The 18579-nt window shown below is 74.4% G+C and carries 13 protein-coding genes, 1 tRNA gene and 2 pseudogenes; 4 read left to right on the forward strand and 12 right to left on the reverse strand.

Annotation, left to right across the window (positions count from 1 at the left end):
• Positions 1-165: 165 nt before the first annotated feature.
• On the forward strand, positions 166-2181 hold the full coding sequence (locus tag ACVW07_RS07250; RefSeq protein WP_456818579.1) for a right-handed parallel beta-helix repeat-containing protein: 2016 nt from the start codon (positions 166-168) through the stop codon (positions 2179-2181).
• A gap of 66 nt (positions 2182-2247) precedes the next feature.
• On the opposite strand, the gene pth is transcribed toward ACVW07_RS07250, so the two are convergent.
• From pth to ACVW07_RS07280, 6 genes are all read right to left on the reverse strand, one after another.
• Complete coding sequence (pth, locus tag ACVW07_RS07255) at positions 2248-2871, reverse strand: aminoacyl-tRNA hydrolase (protein WP_456818580.1); 624 nt, start codon at positions 2869-2871, stop codon at positions 2248-2250.
• Between the two features lie 150 nt (positions 2872-3021).
• A complete protein-coding gene (locus ACVW07_RS07260; RefSeq protein ID WP_456818581.1) occupies positions 3022-3639 on the reverse strand; it encodes a 50S ribosomal protein L25/general stress protein Ctc in 618 nt (205 codons plus the stop codon).
• Positions 3640-3959: 320 nt separating this feature from the next.
• On the reverse strand, positions 3960-4943 hold the full coding sequence (locus ACVW07_RS07265) for a ribose-phosphate diphosphokinase (protein WP_456818582.1): 984 nt from the start codon (positions 4941-4943) through the stop codon (positions 3960-3962).
• Positions 4940-6613, reverse strand: coding sequence for a bifunctional UDP-N-acetylglucosamine diphosphorylase/glucosamine-1-phosphate N-acetyltransferase GlmU (glmU, locus tag ACVW07_RS07270; protein ID WP_456821045.1), 1674 nt, complete (start codon positions 6611-6613; stop codon positions 4940-4942). Before glmU ends, ACVW07_RS07265 begins: the two co-directional genes overlap by 4 nt.
• 364 nt (positions 6614-6977) lie before the next feature.
• Positions 6978-8462 (reverse strand): hypothetical protein, encoded by a 1485-nt coding sequence (locus ACVW07_RS07275; protein WP_456818583.1) that lies wholly within the window; start codon positions 8460-8462, stop codon positions 6978-6980.
• 238 nt (positions 8463-8700) lie between these two features.
• A tRNA-Gln gene (locus ACVW07_RS07280) sits at positions 8701-8772 on the reverse strand.
• Between the two features lie 195 nt (positions 8773-8967).
• Here ACVW07_RS07280 and ACVW07_RS07285 point away from each other — a divergent pair.
• The 3 genes from ACVW07_RS07285 to ACVW07_RS07295 are packed head-to-tail and all read left to right on the forward strand — an operon-like array spanning position 8968 to position 11384.
• On the forward strand, positions 8968-9567 hold the full coding sequence (locus ACVW07_RS07285; protein ID WP_456821046.1) for a TetR/AcrR family transcriptional regulator: 600 nt from the start codon (positions 8968-8970) through the stop codon (positions 9565-9567).
• A gap of 44 nt (positions 9568-9611) precedes the next feature.
• Positions 9612-10136: a MarR family winged helix-turn-helix transcriptional regulator gene (locus tag ACVW07_RS07290; protein ID WP_456818584.1), complete on the forward strand. Its 525-nt coding sequence runs from the start codon at positions 9612-9614 to the stop codon at positions 10134-10136.
• A gap of 39 nt (positions 10137-10175) precedes the next feature.
• Complete coding sequence (locus ACVW07_RS07295; protein WP_456818585.1) at positions 10176-11384, forward strand: MFS transporter; 1209 nt, start codon at positions 10176-10178, stop codon at positions 11382-11384.
• Positions 11385-11406: 22 nt separating this feature from the next.
• On the opposite strand, the gene ACVW07_RS07300 is transcribed toward ACVW07_RS07295, so the two are convergent.
• The 6 genes and pseudogenes from ACVW07_RS07300 to ACVW07_RS07325 form a co-directional block, all read right to left on the reverse strand.
• The gene (locus ACVW07_RS07300; protein ID WP_456821047.1) at positions 11407-12717 is read right to left on the reverse strand and encodes an ABC-F family ATP-binding cassette domain-containing protein; all 1311 of its coding nucleotides are present in this window, start codon (positions 12715-12717) and stop codon (positions 11407-11409) included.
• A gap of 59 nt (positions 12718-12776) precedes the next feature.
• A pseudogene (locus ACVW07_RS07305) lies at positions 12777-13242 on the reverse strand (ATP-binding cassette domain-containing protein); the annotation flags it as partial.
• A gap of 58 nt (positions 13243-13300) precedes the next feature.
• Complete coding sequence (locus ACVW07_RS07310) at positions 13301-14236, reverse strand: 4-(cytidine 5'-diphospho)-2-C-methyl-D-erythritol kinase (RefSeq protein ID WP_456818586.1); 936 nt, start codon at positions 14234-14236, stop codon at positions 13301-13303.
• Between the two features lie 188 nt (positions 14237-14424).
• Positions 14425-15384: pseudogene (gene rsmA / locus ACVW07_RS07315) on the reverse strand (16S rRNA (adenine(1518)-N(6)/adenine(1519)-N(6))-dimethyltransferase RsmA); the annotation flags it as partial.
• Between the two features lie 201 nt (positions 15385-15585).
• The gene (locus ACVW07_RS07320; RefSeq protein ID WP_456818587.1) at positions 15586-16944 is read right to left on the reverse strand and encodes a transglycosylase family protein; all 1359 of its coding nucleotides are present in this window, start codon (positions 16942-16944) and stop codon (positions 15586-15588) included.
• Between the two features lie 327 nt (positions 16945-17271).
• The gene (locus ACVW07_RS07325) at positions 17272-18471 is read right to left on the reverse strand and encodes an aggregation-promoting factor C-terminal-like domain-containing protein (protein WP_456818588.1); all 1200 of its coding nucleotides are present in this window, start codon (positions 18469-18471) and stop codon (positions 17272-17274) included.
• Positions 18472-18579: the final 108 nt, after the last annotated feature.

Here is an 18579-nt window from a genome sequence, read left to right on the forward strand (position 1 = left end):
TCTCTGGAGGCCCCATGCGAGGACGACACTCCGTGCGCCGCCGCCGTCACCTGTCCGCACTCGTCGCGCTCACCAGCGGCCTCGCCGTCGTCCTCACCGGCCTCGTCGCGACGAACGCCAGCTCTGCACCGGTCACCGCGTTCCGTCCCGTCGACCCTGGAGCGGGTGCTCAAGGGCACGTCGCTCGACAGGGGCGGCTCGACCACCGTCACCCTCGCGGGCGTCCCCACGGGGACCATCGCGGCCTCCCTGCAGGTGACCGCGTCGGCAGGCGCCAGCGCCGCCACCGTGTCCGTGTGCCCGGGGACCGCTCGGACCTGCACCGGCACCCCCCTCAAGACCTCGACCGACGAGCTCGGCACGCTGACCGTGTCCGTCCCGGTCACGGCCGCCGACCCGCGCGTCTCCATCACCACCACCGCGTCCGTGAAGGTCTACGCGGACCTGCGGGGCTACACGGTGGACACCGCGAAGACCTCGTCGGCCGACAGCTCGCTGTACACGCCGCAGGATCCCCGGCGGGTGGCGACCGGCACGACCCTCACCGACCGCGGCACGACGGTCGTCACGATCCCGTCCGTCCCCGCCGGCGCGACCGCGGTCGCCCTGCGCCTGACCACCGCCGCGGGCGCGACCTCGACGAACGTCGCCGCCTGCGCCGCCGGTGCCTCGGCGAGCTGCTCGGGCACCACGGCGATCAACCCGCACCCCCGACGTGCCCGGCAGGCCTCCGTGGTCGTCCCGCTCGGGGGGGCTGCAGGCAACCAGGTCCAGCTCTTCAACCTCGGCGGCACCGTCACGCTGAGCGTCGACGTCGACGGGTTCTACGTCCGTGCGTCGACCAACCCGTCCGGCGGCCGGCTGCAGGACCCCTCGACCGCCGCGACGGTCTCGCCGACCGTGCTCGGCCCGAACAGCGCCACCACGCTGATGCTGACGCCGCCCGCCGGCGCCACCGCCGTGCACCTGCGCGTCCGCGCCTCGGGCGCCTGGCGTCCGACCGTCGTCTCGGTGTGCCCCGGTACCGCCCCATCGGACGGCTGCCGAGCCACGTCGCTGCTCACCGCGTCCCCGGGCCCCGTCGCGTACGGCGACGCCGTCGTCGCGCTCGGAGGCAGCAGCAACCGTGCCGTGACGCTCGTCAACAGCGGGGCCAGCACGCGGGTCCTCCCCGAGGTCCTCGGCTGGGTCGTCGCGCCGTCGAGCACCGGCACCGGGACCGCCACGCCGACGCCGACCGTGAAGCCGACGGCGTCCGCCACGCCGACACCGACGCCGACGCCGACGCCGACCGTGAAGCCCACGGCCACGGCCACGGCCTCCGCCACACCGAAGCCGACCACCACCACGCAGCCTCCGGCCACCGTGCCGCCGACGCAGGCGCCGAGCCAGGCGCCGAGCAGCGGCAAGCCCGGCGCGTCGAACACCGGCGTGCCCGACGGCACGCAGCTCACCGTGCACGACGGCGACCTGCGGATCACCACGCCGGGCACCGTGATCGACTCGCTCGACATCCGCGGGTTCGTGCAGGTGTCCGCGGCCAACGTGACGATCCGCAACTCGGTGGTGCGCGGCTACGCCGTCTCCCAGGGGCGCAGCCTGGTGGTCCAGGACGCGGCGAGCGGCTCGCTGACCATCGAGAACTCCGAGGTGTTCGCCGCCGCACCGTCGTACTGGATCGACGGCGTGCGCGGTTTCAACATCACCGTGCGCAACACCGACATCCATGACGTCGTCGACACCGTGCGGGTCATCGGGGACAACTTCCGGATCGAGTCGTCCTGGCTGCACGACAACCTGCACTACGACGTCGCGCCAGACCAGACCAACGGCACGCACGACGACGGCATCCAGATCCAGAAGGGCAACAACATCGACGTGGTCGGGAACACGATCTCCGGCGCCTACAACGCCGCGCTCATGTACTCGCCCGGCCTGGGGCCCATCTCGGACGTGAACGTGTCCGGCAACTGGATCGACGGCGGCGGCTGCAGCGTCAACATCGCCGAGCAGGGCCGCGGGCCGGCGACCGGCCTCGTGTTCAAGAACAACGTGTTCGGCCGTGACACGCGGGTCGACGACTGCGCGATCATCGCACCGAGCACGACCGCGGCGGTGCTCAGCCTCGCCGGCAACACGTACACGGACGGCTCGGCCGTGACCGTCCACCGCGGCTCCTGACCGCAGCCGTCCGAGCGCCCGTCCGGGGAACCCCGGGCGGGCGCTCCGTCGTTCGCCGAGGGGACCTCAGGCCTTGGTGTGGAAGCGGAGCTGGGCCGCCTCGAGACCGTCGACCAGGACTGCCTCGACGGCGTCGGCCGCGCGGTCGAGGAGCCACGGCAGGTCCTTCGCCTCGGGCTTCGCGAAGTCCTTGAGCACGAAGTCCGCCGCGTCCATCCGACCCGGCGGGCGGCCGATGCCGACACGCACCCGCAGGTAGTCCTTCGTGCCCAGCGCCTTCGACGTGTCGCGCAGGCCGTTGTGACCGCCCTCGCCGCCGCCGCGCTTGAGACGCACGTCGGCGAACGGGATATCGAGCTCGTCGTGCACCAGGACGATCCGGTCGAGCGGCACGTCGTAGTACTTCGCCAGCGCCGCGACCGGACCACCGGAGACGTTCATGTAGGTCGACGGCTTGGCCAGGACCACCCGCGGACCCGGCGCACCACCGGGCAGCACCCCGAGACGCGCCTCGGCCACCGCGGCCTGCGGGCGGCGGTGCAGCAGCCCACCGGACCTGCCGCCGCCGAACGACGCGCCGGTGCGGCGGGCCAGCTCGTCGAGCACCATCTGGCCGACGTTGTGCCGGTTGCCCGCGTACTGCGGGCCCGGGTTGCCGAGCCCGACGACGAGCCAGGGTCCGTCGGTCATGGAGGCCCTCCGGGGTCAGGTCGGGGTGGGACGCAGACGGCGCCCGGTACCGCGTGAACGGTACCGGGCGCCGACCCTGCTGAGGATGGCTCAGGCGCCGGAGCGGTCCGCACCTCCTGGGTGGGACCGGGCCGGCGCGCCGGCTGCGGCTCAGTCCTCCGAGTGGGCGGCAGCGGACTGCGCCGCGGCCAGCTCCGAGGCGGCCTCGTCGGCGGCGAGGTCGTCGGCGCTGGCGTGCGGGACGGAGACCGTGACGACGACGATCTCGGGGTCCGTGGCCAGCACGGCGCCCTCGGGGAGCGTGACGTCGCCGGCGTGGACCTGCGACCCGCCGGTGAGGCCGTCGATGGAGACCTCGAGCTCGGACGGCAGGTTGGTCGCCTCGGCCTCGAGGGACAGCGTCTGCGTCTCGACGACGTGGATGGTGCCGGGGGCCGACTCGCCGGTGACGCGCACCTGGACGTCGACGAAGACCTTCTCGCCCTTGCGGACGATCTGCAGGTCGACGTGCTCGATGACGTTCTTGACCGGCTCGCGCTGGACGTCCTTGACGATCGCGAGCGTGACCTTGCCCTCGAGGTCGATCTCGAAGAGGGCGTTGGCGTGCTTGAGCGCCAGCATCGTGTCGTGGCCCGGGAGCGAGACGTGCAGCGGGTCCGTGCCGTGCCCGTACAGGACGGCGGGGATCTGGTCCGCGCGGCGCAGGCGGCGCGCGGCGCCCTTGCCGAACTCGGAACGGGCGGTGGCGGTGAGCTTGACGTCGGACACGGTGACTCCCAGGTGCAGGCGTCCGCACGACGACGCGCGGACGGGCGATGGTGGTGTGGCCGTCGCCAGGACGACGGCACGGAAGATGTGGTGGTGACGATGACGGTGGCCTCGACGCGGGGCGCAGGACGGGCACGCGGAGGCATACCGCCCAGTCGATCACGGAGCTAGGGCGGCCCGCCGGAGATCGTGCGTCCGGTGGACCATCCGTCGTCCCTCGCCGAGGCAACCTGACGATCTTACCCGGTGCGGGGGCACTCCCCCAACCCCGGTGTACTCGGACGGACCCTGCGGCGGGGCACCCGAGCCGGGAGCCGTCGTCAGGCCTGGCCGTCGAAGAGCGACGTGACCGAGCCGTCGTCGAACACCTCACGGATCGCACGGGCGATCAGGGGGGCGATCGACAGCACCATGAGCTGCGGGAACCGCTTCTCGTCCTCGATCGGCAGGGTGTCGGTCACGACGATCTCGCGCGCACCGCAGGCCTGCAGGCGCTCGACCGCGGGCTCGGACAGCACGCCGTGCGTCGCCGCGACGATGACGTCCTTCGCCCCGGCCTCCATGAGCACCCGCACGGCACCCGAGATGGTGCCGGCGGTGTCGATGAGGTCGTCGACCAGCACGCAGGAGCGGCCCTCGACGTCGCCGACCACACGGTTCGCGATCGTCTTGTTGGGGCTGCGGATGTCCCGGGACTTGTGCACGAACGCCAGCGGGCCGCCGCCGAGCTTGTTGGCCCACTGCTCGGCGACGCGGATGCGCCCGGCGTCCGGCGAGACGACCGTGACGTTCGACGTGTCGACACGGGTGCGGACGTAGTCGATGAGCGTGGGCATCGCCCACAGGTGGTCCACGGGGCCGTCGAAGAAGCCCTGGATCTGTGCGGTGTGCAGGTCGACGCTCATCATGCGGTCGGCCCCGGCGGTCTTGAACAGGTCCGCCAGCAGCCGGGCCGAGATCGGCTCACGGCCGCGGTGCTTCTTGTCCTGGCGCGCATACCCGTAGAACGGTGCGACCACGGTGATCGTCTTGGCGGAGGCCCGCTTGAGCGCGTCGACCATGAGCAGCTGCTCCATGATCCACTGGTTGATCGGCGACGCGTGCGACTGCAGGACGAACGCGTCCGAGCCGCGCACCGACTCCCCGAACCGCGTGTAGATCTCGCCGTTGGCGAAGTCGTACGCCGTGGTCGGCACCAGCTCGATGCCCAGCGCACCGGCCACGTTCGCCGCGAGCTCGGTGTGTGCCCGGCCCGAGACCAGGACCAGTCGCTTCTCGCCGTCGGAGGAGACGATCCCGGTCATCGCGTGGAGTCCTTCGTGCTCGTGCCGGCAGCCGCCGACGGGGTGGTGGGCTCCGCGAGGCGTGCGGGTTGGTCGGGCAGGTGCGGCGGTGGGGTCTGGGGCACGCCGGCCGCGGCGCGGGTGGCGCGCTCGCGCTCGGCGCGGGCCTGCGGCGACAGGTCGGCGGTGTCGTCGTCCGCGAGCGCCCGGCGGGCGGCCTCGGCGGCCGGGGTGCCGGCGCGGGCGCGGGCGACCCAGCCCTCGATGTTGCGCTGCGCCCCGGCGCTGACGCCGAGGGCGCCCGCCGGCACGTCCCGGCGGATGACGCTGCCGGCCCCGGTGTATGCGCCGTCCCCGATCGTGACGGGCGCCACGAACATGTTGTCGGCACCGGTCCGTGCGTAGGAGCCGATGGTGGTGTGGTGCTTGTTCACGCCGTCGTAGTTGACGGTCACGGACGCCGCGCCGATGTTGGTGTGCTCGCCGATCGTCGCGTCGCCGACGTAGGAGAGGTGCGGGACCTTGGAGCCGGTGCCGATCTGCGCGTTCTTGGTCTCGACGAAGGTGCCGATCTTGCCGTCGTCGCCCAGCACGGTGCCCGGGCGCAGGTAGGCGAACGGGCCGACGCTCGCCCCACGGCCGACGACCGCGAGGGTGCCGTGCGTGCGGACCACGCTCGCCCGCGGACCCACCTCCACGTCCGTCAGCGTGGTGTCCGGGCCGACGGTCGCGCCCTCGCGCACCACGGTCGCGCCGTGCAGCTGCGTACCGGGCAGGAGCGTCACGTCGCGCTCGAGCTCCACGTCGACGTCCACCCACGTGGTGGCGGGGTCGACGACCGTGACACCGTCGCGCATCCAGTCCTCGAGGAGCCGACGGTTGAGCTCGGCGCGCAGCCGGGCGAGCTGCACGCGGTCGTTCACGCCCTCGACGACCAGCGGGTCGTCCGTCCGCAGGGCTCGCACGTGCCCCCCGTCGGTCCGGGCGATGGCGAGGACGTCGGTGAGGTAGACCTCGCCCTGCGCGTTGTCCCGGCCGAGCCGGCCCAGGGCCGCCCGCAGCACAGCTGCGTCGAACACGTAGATCGAGGAGTTGATCTCGCGGATCGCGCGCTGGTGCTCCGAGGCGTCCTTCTCCTCGACGATGCCCAGCACGTCGCCCGTGCCCTCCTGGCGCAGGATGCGGCCGTACCCCGTGGCGTCGTCCACCTCGGTGGTGAGCACCGTCACCGCGTTGCCGTCCGCGTGGTGCGCCACGAGCAGCTCGCCGAGAGTGCCCGCGTCCAGCAGGGGCACGTCGCCGGCGACCACGACGACCGCGCCGGCGAGCAGCGCACCCGCCGCGGTACCGGCGCCCGGCGTCCCTTCGGCGGCACCGGCCACGTCGGCCTGGGCGGCGGCGTCGAGCGCCGTCATCGCCACCTGGACCGCCCGGCCGGTGCCGGGGATCTCGTCCTGGTCGGCCAGGAGCGCCCGAGGGTCGATCTCGGCGACGTGCGCCGCGACGGCCGCACGCTCGTGCCGGACGACCACGACCACGCGGGCGGGGTCGAGAGCGCGCGCCGACGCCAGGGCGTGGCCGAGCATGCTCCTGCCGGCCAGCGTGTGCAGGACCTTGGGGGTGGCCGAGCGCATCCGCGTACCTTCACCTGCGGCGAGGACGATGACGGCGGCGGGGCGGGGGTACGTCACCTGCGGGTGCTCCTCGCGGATCTGCCCGGTGTGCTCCGAGCGGCGGACCGTGCGCACCGTGCACTCTACCGTCGTGGGAACGGCCTCCCACGCCACCGCCCGCCCCACCGGCGGCGCACGCCCGGCCCCCGAGGCACCTCCGTCCGGACCTGGCGGACGGTCCCGTCCGCACGGTCGGGCCGGTCGGACGGCACAGTCCGGACGGTTCGGCAGGGCCGTCAGGCCGTTCGGGCCCGACCGTCCCGCAGGACGGTCGGGCCCATGGAAAAGGACGGCCGGGCCGGCCCCGGTGGACGGTGGGGCCGGCCCGGCCGCTACCCGGGCACCGCTGCGGTGCCCGGGGCTCCGGACGAGTGACGTGCCGTCACTCGACGCCCGGCTGACGACGTCGCAGCCAGAACAGGCCGCCGAGCAGGACGGCGCCGAGGGCGATCGACCCGGCCGCCATCGCGAGCGTCGGCCCGGTGTCCGCCCCGGTCGCCGACAGGCCTCCGGCCGCCGTCGCCGCCAGCTGCTCGCCCGCCGGAGGGTTGGTCAGGCAGCTCGGGCTGGACGGCGGATAGGCGACCGTCACCGTGGCGGACTGGGGGTCCACCTGGAACAGCACCTGCACGGACGGGCGCACCCAGTCGAACTCGTCACCCTCCACCCACGTGCCGTCGGCCAGCTGCCGCCATCCCGGCCAGTCGACGCCGCGGCCGTTCACCGCGACCGCGCCGGGCCAGCTGACCGTCCCCGCCAGCGGCTGGTCCGCGTAGACCACGTCGGCCCCACCCGGGTTGAGCCAGGTGATCGTCGCCGTCGTGGCGGTCGAGCCCGGCACGGTGATGTCGTACCGCAGCATCGGCACGTCACCGTTGCAGGTCGGCGTGAGGAGGCCGACGTTCAGCGGCGTCGGAGTCGGGGTCGGCGTGGTGGTCGGGGTCGGCGTCGGCGGGGGCGCCAGGTAGCACGGAGCCGCCGCGTCGGTGGACTGGAAGCCCAGGGCGCCCTGCACGGTGATCACCCGCGTCTTGACGGTGGTGCCGTCCGGGAACGTCGCACCGTTCAACGCGGTGACCGTCAGCTGGTAGGTGCCCGGCCCGTCGTACGCCGGCGAGACCGTCACGCTCACGTTCGGGAAGCTGCCCCCGAAGTCGAACGACCCGGCTTCCGTACACGTCGGCGGCGTCGGCTCCGCGGCGAACAACGCCGGGACCGGCACGACAGGGACGGTCGGCGTCGGCGTAGGCGTCGGGGTCGGTGTGGGGGTGGGCGTCGGTGTGGGTGTGGGTGTCGGCGTCGGGGTGGGCGTCGGCGTGGGCACCAGGTAGCACGGGGCCGCCGCGTCGGTGGACTGGAAGCCCAGGGCGCCCTGCACGGTGATCACCCGCGTCTTGACGGTGGTGCCGTCCGGGAACGTCGCACCGTTCAACGCGGTGACCGTCAGCTGGTAGGTGCCCGGCCCGTCGTACGCCGGCGAGACCGTCACGCTCACGTTCGGGAAACTGCCCCCGAAGTCGAACGACCCCGCTTCCGTGCACGTCGGCGGCGTCGGCTCCGCGGCGAACAACGCCGGGACCGGCACGACAGGGACGGTCGGCGTCGGGGTGGGTGTCGGCGTCGGGGTCGGTGGGTCCGTCGGGTGCGGGGGGTACGTGGGATACGGCGGATACGTGGGGTCCGGGGGGTACGTGGGGTCCGACGGGTACGTCGGGTCCGACGGTGGCACGGACGTGAACGCCGCAGCCTCCGGATCGGACGGTGCCGTCGAGTCCGACGGCGGGGCCGCGGCGGCCCACGTCGCGATGACGATGCCGAGAATGACCGTGATGCACGCTGCGATGCAGGCCTTGATGGTGGATCTCATGATGCGCCCCCGCTCGACGGGCGGCCTTCTTCCGCCCACACCCGCAGATCGGGGCGGTGCGAGATCCTCGCGTCATGCACCGTCGACCCGAGCCCCGGGCAATCGTGTCATGTCCCTCACAGGCTGACATACCCGCCCGCATCGGGCACTTGGGACATTTGTCCAGTACAGCTGCGGCACCTCCGGCGACGGGGCGACCCGCCGCCCGGGGCGCGGCCCGGTGCGCGCCGACGGCCTGCTCCGCCCCCAGGATTCGAACCTGGACTGCACGGCTCCAAAGGCCGGCGTGCTGCCGTTACACCAGGGCGGACCGGCGGTCGTCCCGCCGTCGGCGGACCAGTCTGCCAGGCCCGCGCGAAGGCGGGCGCCGCCCCGCCGTGGCCGTCGTGGCCGGCTCGCGGCCCGCCGGCGCGTCCACCGGGGCGGACGGGACCAGGACCCCCGAGGAGACGCACGGCATGATGGCCCCGTGACGCCGGAGACCAAGCGCGTACCCCGTTCGCGCATGACGGGCACGCAGCGGCGCGCCCAGCTGCTCGACGTCTCCCGCAAGCTGTTCGCCGAGAAAGGGTTCGACGGCACGAGCGTGGAGGAGATCGCGGCCCGCGCGGAGGTCTCCAAGCCGGTCGTCTACGAGCACTTCGGCGGCAAGGAGGGCGTCTACGCTGTCGTCGTCGACCGTGAGATCCAGGCCCTGACCGGGGCGCTCACGGGCGCCCTGGAGGTCGGGGGCCACCCCAAGCTGCTCGTCGAGCGGACCACGCTCGCGCTGCTCAGCTATATCGAGACGTCCGAAGACGGCTTCCGCATCCTCGTCCGCGACTCCCCCGTCGCCCAGGCCACCGGGACCTTCTCCAGCCTCATCGGCGACGTCGCGACCCAGGTGGAGCACCTGCTCGCCGACCAGTTCAAGAAGCAGGGCCTCGACCCGCGGGCGGCCCCGATCTACGCGCAGATGCTCGTCGGGATGGTCGCGCTGACGGGCCAGTGGTGGCTCGACGCACGCAGCCCACGCAAGGCGGACGTCGCCGCGCACCTCGTCAACCTGGCGTGGAACGGGCTGTCCGGGCTGGAGCGCCGACCGACGCTGGCGAAGCAGACCTGACCGAGGTCCCGGAGCGGTCTGTCGACGTCGAGTAATCTCGCGACATGGCGCCAGGCACCGTTCCCGCAGAGCCGGGGGCGCGCGACGAGGTCGACCGGATCGTGCTCGCGTGGGAGCGGGAGCGGCCGGACCTCGACGTGCGGCCGCTCACCGTGCTCTCCCGGGTGAGCCGGCTCGCACGCCACCTCGACCTCGCCCGCCGGAGCGCCTTCGCGCGGCACGACCTCGAGACGTGGGAGTTCGACGTGCTCTCCGCGCTGCGCCGGGCCGGGGCGCCGTACCGCTTGTCCCCCGGCGCGCTGCTGACGCAGACGCTCGTGACGAGCGGCACCATGACGAACCGGATCGACCGGCTCGTCGAGCACGGGCTCGTGGAGCGGCAGCCCTCCCCGGACGACCGCCGCGGCGTGCTCGTCCAGCTCACGGAGGCCGGTCTGGCGAGGGTCGACGCCGCGTTCGCCGACCTCCTCGACGTCGAGCGCAGCCTGCTCGGCGACCTCTCGGAGGCCGACCGGGGACGGCTGGCCGACCTGCTCCGTGCGGTCGTCGCTCCCTTCGACGCCTCCTGAGGGGCGATGGATCGGCGATGAGCGCGCGGTGAGCAGGCGATGAGCTCTGCACGCCCGCTGGTCGGACCGGCCGCGCGAGGCCTGCTGCTCTCCGCAGTCCTGCTCTACGCCCTGAACCTGCGGGCGCCGATCACGGCGCTGGCGCCCGTCGTCGAACCCCTGCGCGCCGACCTCGGGCTGTCGGCGGCCGGTGCCGGGCTGCTCACCGGGGTCCCGGTGCTGTGCTTCGCGCTCGCCACGCCACTGGTGTCCGTGCTGCTCGCGCGGCTCGGCACCGCCCTGGTCGTCGCCGCGTCGCTGGCCACCGTGCTGGTCGGTACCGTGCTCCGCTCGTCGGGCGGGTTCACCACCGCGATCGTCGGGACCGTGCTGATCGGCGTGGCGATCACCGCGGGGAACGTCGCCGTGCCGGTGGTGATCGGTCGGGACTTCCCCGGGCACGTCGCCCGCGTCACCGGCCTGTACACGGCCGCGCTCAACGGCGGCAGCGTCCTCACCACGACGCTCACCGCACCCCTCGCCGACCTGGTGGGCTGGCGGTGGGCGCTCGCCTCCTGGGGCCTGCTGGCGGTCGCGGCGCTCGCGGTCTGGCTGCGGGCGTACGGGTGGCGACGCTCGCCACGCGAGCCGGTCCGCCCCGCCGGCGGTCCTCCTGGCCACGACCGGCCGGACGTCCTGCGCAGGTCCGTCACGTGGCTGCTGGCCGTCGCGTTCGCCGGCCAGGCGTTCGGCTACTACGCCGTGAGCGCGTGGCTGCCGTCGGTGCTGCACGACGAGCTCGGCCTCGCCCCCACGGCGTCCGGGGGTGCGGCCGCGCTGTTCCAGCTGTTCGGGATGGTCGGCGGCGTCGGCGTGCCGCTCGCGCTCGGACGGCGGGTGCCGGTCCGGGCGGTCGCCCTGGCGATCTCCGTCGGGTGGACCCTGCTACCCGTCGGGCTGCTCGTCGCCCCGGGCTGGTGGCCGCTGTGGTGCACGTGCGCCGGGGTCGCGCAGGGCGGCAACTTCGCGGTGATCTTCACGGTCGTGGCGACCACGGCAGGGTCGCAGGCGGGCGCTCGACGGATGTCCGCGGCGATCCAGACGTTCGGCTACGGGTGCGCGGCGCTCGGGCCGAGCGTGCTCGGGGCGGTGCACACCGCCTCGGGTGGGTGGACCGCGCCCCTGCTCGTGGTGCTCGGGGCGGTGCTCGCCATGTCGGTCGCCGCGCAGCTCGCCCTGGCGCGGGTCCGGGGCGTCCAGGACGGCTGAGCGACCACGGCCGGCGGGCCGCTCAGCCCGCGATCTCCGCGGCGTCGAGCCACTGGGCCTCCAGGCCGTCCTTCTCCGCCGCGAGCGTCCGCAGCTCCGCGTCGAGGGCGAGGACCGCCTCGTGGTCGGTGGCCTTCTCGGCCATCCGCGCGTGCAGCGACGACTCGAGCTCCGCGATGCGGGACAGCCGGCGCTCGATGCGGGCGATGTCCTTGCGGGCCGCCCGGACGTCGGCCGGGGACGCCGCCGCGCCGCTGCCCTGGGCCGCCGGTACGTCGGCAGGGACGCCTGCCGACGGCGCACGACCGGCCGACGGGCCCGCGGCGGCGTCCGCGATCGCCGCTCGGCGGAGGTCCAGGTACTGCTCGACACCGCCGGGCAGGTCGCGGACCGCGCCGTCACCGAGCAGCGCGAGCTGACGGTCGCAGACCCGTTCCAGCAGGTACCGGTCGTGCGACACCACGACGAGCGTGCCCGGCCAGCCGTCGAGGAGGTCCTCGAGCGCGGCGAGCGTGTCGGTGTCGAGGTCGTTGGTCGGCTCGTCCAGCAGCAGGACGTTCGGCTCGCCGACGAGCAGGCGCAGGAGCTGCAGGCGGCGCCGCTCACCGCCCGACAGGTCGCGGACGGGGGTCCTGGCCCGGTCGCGCGTGAACCCGAGTCGTTCCACGAGCTGGGAGGCGGTCAGCTCCTTGCCGCCCACCACCACGGACCGCTTCTCGCGCTCGACGACCTCGACCACCCGCAGGTCCGCGAGCTCGTCGAGGTCCTCCACGTCCTGCCGCAGCTCGGCCACCTGCACGGTCTTGCCGCGCTTGACCCGTCCCGACGTCGGCAGGACCCGCCCGGCGAGCAGGCCCAGGAGCGACGTCTTGCCCGCGCCGTTGACGCCGACCAGGCCGATCCGGTCCCCCGGGCCGAGCCGCCACGTGACGTCGTCGAGCAGCACCCGAGAGCCCGAACCGTCGTGCGCCGGGAAGGCGAGCGTCACGTCCTCGACGTCGAGCACGTCCTTGCCGAGCCGCGCCGTGGCCATCCGCGTGAGCGCGAGCTGGTCGCGGGGCGCGGGCTCGTCCTCGATGAGCGCGTTGGCGGCGTCGATCCGGAACTTCGGCTTGGACGTCCGGGCCGGGGCGCCACGGCGCAGCCACGCGAGCTCCTTGCGGAGCAGGTTCTGCCGCTTCTCCTCCATGGTCGACGCGGTGCGGGCGCGCTCCGCCCGGGCCAGCACGTAGGCCGCGTACCCGCCGTCGTACTGGTCGACGACGCCGTCGTGCACCTCCCACGTGCGCGTGCACACCGCGTCGAGGAACCAGCGGTCGTGCGTCACCACCACGAGGGCGCCCGAGCCCCGGGCGTACCGCTCGACGAGGTGGGCGGCGAGCCACGCGACACCCTCGACGTCCAGGTGGTTCGTCGGCTCGTCGAGCACGAGCACCTCGTCGTCCCGCACCAGCAGGGCCGCGAGCGCGACGCGCCGCCGCTGCCCGCCCGACAGGGTGCTCACGTCCGCGGCGAGGTCGACGTCGGCCAGGAGACCGGCGTGGATGGAGCGGATGCCGGGGTGGGTGGCCCACTCGTGCTCGTCGAGGTCGCCGTGCACCGCGTCGAGCACCGTCCCGACGGCGAGGTCGTCCCGCTGCTCGAGGACCGCGACCCGGACGCCGCCGGCGCGCGTGACGCGTCCGTCGTCGACCTCCTGGAGCCCTGCCAGGACCCGCAGGAGCGTGGACTTCCCCGCACCGTTGGGGCCGACGACGCCGAGCCGGACGCCGTCGTCGATCCCGAGGCTGACCTCGTCGAGGAGGGTGCGGGTGCCCAGCGTGAGCGTGACGCGGTCAGCGCCGAGAAGGTGAGCCATGAGGGCGTCAGGCTACCGCGGGCGCGCGCTCACCCCGCTCCCGCGCCCGTCGCTGCGCCTACTCCGCGGCGACCACCCGGGCACCTGACACCGGCCCCGCCGCGGTCAGCACGCGGTCGGCGACCCCGGACGCGGTGAACGCCGCGGCGAGCACCAGCGCGTGCTGGCGGCTGCGGGCGAGCGCCGCGACCGTCGGCCCCGACCCGGAGACCACCACGCCGAGCGCCCCCGCGTCCTGCGCCACGGCCAGCGGCTCGGCGAGGCCGGGGTCGAGCTCGAGGGCCGCGAGCTGGAGGTCGTTGTGCAGCGCCGCCCCGAGCGCGCGGGGGTCCCCGGCCCGCAGCGCCTGCATCAGCGGCACGTCGCCCTCCGGGTCCGGCGGGTCGCCGGCGGCCGCCAGCTCGTCGAACGCGGAGTACACGGCCGCCGTGGACAGCCCGCGGTCCTGCACGGCGAAGGCCCAGTGGAACTCGCCCCGGCTCAGCGCCGGCGTGAGCAGGTGACCACGACCCGACCCGATCGCGGTGTGGCCGACGAACGAGAACGGGACGTCCGAGCCGAGCTCGGCGGCCAGCTCCAACAGGTCCTCACGGCCCAGCCCGGTGCGCCACAGGGCGTCGCAGGCGACGAGCGCCGCCGCGGCGTCCGCCGAGCCGCCCGCCATGCCGCCCGCCACCGGGACGCCCTTGTGCAGGTGCAGGTGGACGCCCTCGTCGATCCCTGCGCGCTGGGCCAGCAGGGCGGCGGCGCGCAGCGCCAGGTTCGACGTGTCCGTCGGCACGAGCTCGGACTGCGGGCCGCTCACCGTGAGCTCACGGTGGTCCGACGGGGTGGCGACGACCTCCTCGAACACCGACACGGCCTGGAAGACGGTGAGGACCGGGTGGTACCCGTCCGGCTCACGAGGGCCGACACGGAGCGACAGGTTGAGCTTTCCGGGCGCACGGACCCTGACCTCGTGCTCGGGCAGCGGGGCCACGGGGGTCAACGTCACAGGTCCAGCCTGCCAGGTCGACCTGCGGCAGGCCCGTCCGACGCGGCCCGGTCCGGCACGGCCGCATCCGGCCCGGCCCCGTCCGGCACGGTCGCATCCGGCCCCGCCCCGTCCGGCACGGTCGCATCCGGCCCCGCCCCGTCCGGCACGGTCGCATCCGGCCCCGCCCCGTCCGGCCCCGCCACGTTCGGCTCGGTCGCGCCCGGCCCGGCCATGTCCGGCCCCGCCACCGACCTCGCACCGGCCTGCGCTGTGGCGAGCTGCTCGGCGATACGCGCGAAGCCGTCGACGTCGACGCGCTCACCGCGCGCCTGCGGGTCCACGCCGGCCGCCCGCAGCGCGCGCTCCGCGGCGTCCGCGGAGCCGGCGAGGGCGGCCAGCGCGGGCCGGAGCATCTTGCGCCGCTGCGCGAACGCCGCGTCGACGACGGCGAAGACCTCCTGCCGGGTCGCCGTGGTGGTGGGCGGCTGGCGGCGGTCGAGCCGCACGAGCGCGGAGTCGACGTTGGGGACGGGCCAGAACACCGTCCGCCCGACCGTGGCGGTGCGCCGGGCGGCGGCGTACCAGGCGGTCTTCGCCGAGGGGATGCCGTAGGTGCGGCTGCCCGGCGGTGCGGCGAGCCGGTCGGCCACCTCCGCCTGCACCATGACCAGCGCCCGCTCCAGCGACCCGAACCGTTCCAGGAAGGTCAGCAGCACCGGGACCGACACGTTGTACGGGAGGTTCGCGACGAGGGCGACCGGGGCCGGGCCCGGCAGCCGGTGCACGTCGAGCGCGTCGGCAGTCACGACCGTCAGCCGGTCGCGGCCGGCGGCGTCGCGCAGGACGGCGTGCCCGTCGGCCTCGGCCACGGTGAGGCCGGGCACGTGCCGGGCGACGGTCGTCGGCAGGAGGCGCGCGAGCACCGGGTCGATCTCGACCGCGACCACGTCGGCGTCGGCCTCGAGAAGGCCCAGCGTGAGCGACCCGAGGCCCGGTCCGACCTCGACGACCAGCTCACCCGCCGCGACGTCCGCCTGCCGCACGATCTTGCGGACCGTCCCCGCGTCGAGCACGAAGTTCTGCCCGAGCTGCTTGGTCGGTCGCACGCCCGCGCGCTCGGCGAGCTCACGGATCTCCGCGGGCCCCAGGAGGGCGGTGGTCGACATGCGCACGAGCCTAGGTGGTGGCGCCGCACGCCCAGGACGGGTGTGCCGGGCCGGCGCTCGGGCCGGGCCGGCGCTCGGGCCGGGCCGGCGCTCAGGGAGGGCCGGGGCCCGGGCGGCGCCGTCCCTGGAGACGGGCAGACGCTCGGGCACGACCGCGCCCGCCGACCGACGAGCGGTGGGCGGGCGCGGAGGCGGCTGGGGTCAGCTGAACAGGTTCGGGCCGCAGTGGGGCCACTGACCGGCACCGGAGCGGTCGTACAACGCCTTGGCGCGGGCGGTCTGCTCCTCGGCCGAGGCGTCCGACGGCAGACCGCTGCCGCCGACGGCCGCCCACGTGGACACGGAGAACTGGTAGAGCCCGAAGTACTTGCCGCTGCCCGACACCGAGCCCGGGTTGCCGCCGGACTCGCAGGCCGCCAGCGCGGCCCAGTTGAGGCTGTCGGCGTCGCCGCTCGCGGTGACCGGGGTCGTCGACGTGCCGCCCGACGCGGCCTTCGGCGCCGCCTTCGCCGCGACGGGGCGCGCCTTGGTTCCCACGCCGATCACCTCGTCGACGGGCGCCTGGGTGATCTGGTCCGAGACCGGGGTGCGGCTCGTCTCGACGCCGTCGACCGTCGTGACGGTCTCGACGACGGTGCGGACACCGGGGACGCCGACGGTGAGCGTGCGGCGCTGGTCGGTGTACCGCTCGGGGTCGTCCTGCGTGCTGCTCGCGAACTCGACGGGCAGCGTGGACGTCACGTCCTGCACGACGACGCGGTTGACGACGACCTGCACGCGGCCGTTCTCGCCGTGCCGGACGCTGACCCGGTCGAGCGGCGACAGTGTCACGCCCAGCTCGCCGAGCAGCTGCGCGACGCGGGCGTCCGCGTCGGGCGCGGGGAGCACGGTGCCGTCCACGAGGATGTCCGCGGGACCGTGCAGCGTGAGGTCGAGGGCCATCTCGGGCCGGCCGCCCGCGGCGGAACGCGAGGCGACGAGCGCGACGGTGCCCGCGCGGCTCGCGAAGGTGTCGAGCGCCTCGTCGGCGGTGAGCGCCGTGGTCCACACGACCTGCTCGACCCCGTCGAGGGACACCGTGACCTGGTGGGCGTGGCGCACGACGATCTCGGCGCCCTCGGTGAGGCGGCCCGTCGTGCTCACATCGTCGCGGGCGCCCAGGGGCACGCCCTGGTCGTCGAGGAGCCCGTCCACGCTGCCGGCGAACGTGGTCACGTGGGAGATCCTGCCGTCCACGTCGAGCGTGACGGACTTCTGAGCCCTCGCGAAGGCGGCGGTGCCGCCGGCGAGGACGAGCACCGTGGCAGCGGCGACGACGGGCACGACGCGTCCTCGTCCGGACCCGTGGCCCTTCGCTGCGGAGGAGCGGGCCATGCCCGACTGGGCGGCCTGCTCGGGGGGCGTCCCCTCACCGGGGGCGAGGGACGCGGCGCGGGTGCGCGCGAAGGGGTTCCGGGTGCGGTTCGAGAAGGGCACGAGGCTCCAGCCGTCGAGGTGCCCGGGCACGGGGGCGAGGTGTGCCCGCGAGGGCACCCGGCGGCGTGCGTGGTCCTGGTGCACGGTCGGACACCCCGCAGGGCGTCACCCGTCGGTCCCGGATCCCCGATCCGGCCGTCACGGCGACTCTGGTGGTCGCCCGCCGCCGACCCGGACCGGCCTGCACCGGAGGGTGCGACCACACGAACGGGCTACAGCGACACGCGACCGTAACCGGATCGTGACGACTTTTCCAACCCCTCGGCGGGCTGCTCCGAGCTGTCGCGCGCGGTTCATGGTGGTGTCGGCGCAGGTCGCGCCGCGTGTCGAGCAAGATGGACGGTGGACCAGGATCTTCGTCACATCACCCGCTCCGGCGCTCGGAGACGCCGCGCGCGACAGCGGGAGAGGTCAGTACCAGCCGTGCGACTCGTGGTGCGCCCACGCGCCGCACGGGTCGCCGTACCGGCCGCCGATGTAGTTGAGGCCCCACGTGATCTGCGTGGCCGGGTTGGTCTGCCAGTCGGCGCCCACGGACGCCATCTTGGAGCCCGGCAGCGCCTGGGGGATGCCGTAGGCACCCGACGACCTGTTCTCGGCGTTGACCCGCCAGCCGCTCTCCTGGTTCCACAGGTCGAGCAGGCAGGCGAACTGGTCGTCGCCCCATCCGCGCTGTGCGGCGAGCTGCTTGCCGATCTCCTGCGCGCTGCCGGGCTCGACGGCGACGACCGTGGGGTCCGGCAGGTCCGCGGTACCGACCTTGACCACCTGGGTCACGGGCGCCGTCGTGACGATCGAGGCCACCGGCGTCCGGCCGACGACGACTCCGCCGACCACCTGCAGCTGGTACGTGGTGGTGCGGACGCCCGCCTTGCCCTTGGTCGCGATGACCTTGTTGCCCTTCACGAGGCCGGCGTCCTCGACCTCCTCGGTCTCGAACGGCATCGCCTCGGTCACCGTCTCGCCGCCGGTGCTGGCTCGCGTGACGAGGACGACGAGGCCGTCCACCGCGGTCGCAGCGAGGGGGACGGAGACCTGGTCGCCCTCCTCGAGCACCAGACCGATGTCGCGGAGCGCGTCGCGGACCGTGTCCGCGCTGCTCACGCCGTCGATGACCTCGCCGTCCACCACCAGGTGGATCGTCTTGAGCGTCGACACGCGCAGCATGTCGCGGCCGAGGCTGGCCGAGCGGGACGCGGACAGCCGCACCTCACCGTCCCGCAGCCCCAGCCCGTCGACGGCCTCGCCGACCGTCAGGGCGGTGGTCCACACGGTGCGCGCCTCGCCGTCGACCTCGACCGACAGCTCGTGCCCGTGGCGGACGACGATCTGGCCACCACGCTGGACGGTCTGGTCGAGGCCCGGCGCCACCAGGTCCCGGTCACCGACCTCCACCCCGGTGCCCGCCAGCACGTCGGCCACGGTCCGCCCGAAGGCCAGCACCTGGCGCGGCCGGCCGTCCACGTCGATCGTCACGTTCTTGTGCAGCACCGCGAACGCGCTGGTGGCGCCCACGACGAGCGTGAGGACGAGCGCCTGCGCGGCGAGACGGGCCACACGGCCACGACCCACGGGGCGACCGGTGGCCGCGCGCTCGTGGTCGGGACTCACGCGTGGTCCTTCCGGTGGGTCGTCGGTACCGGGCACCCGACCGGTCCGACCAGCACGACGAGCGCCGGGACCGGGCCGAGGGACGGGCTGCGGGCGGGTGCAGGTGCA

Source organism: Cellulomonas sp. URHB0016 (genome assembly GCF_054057935.1).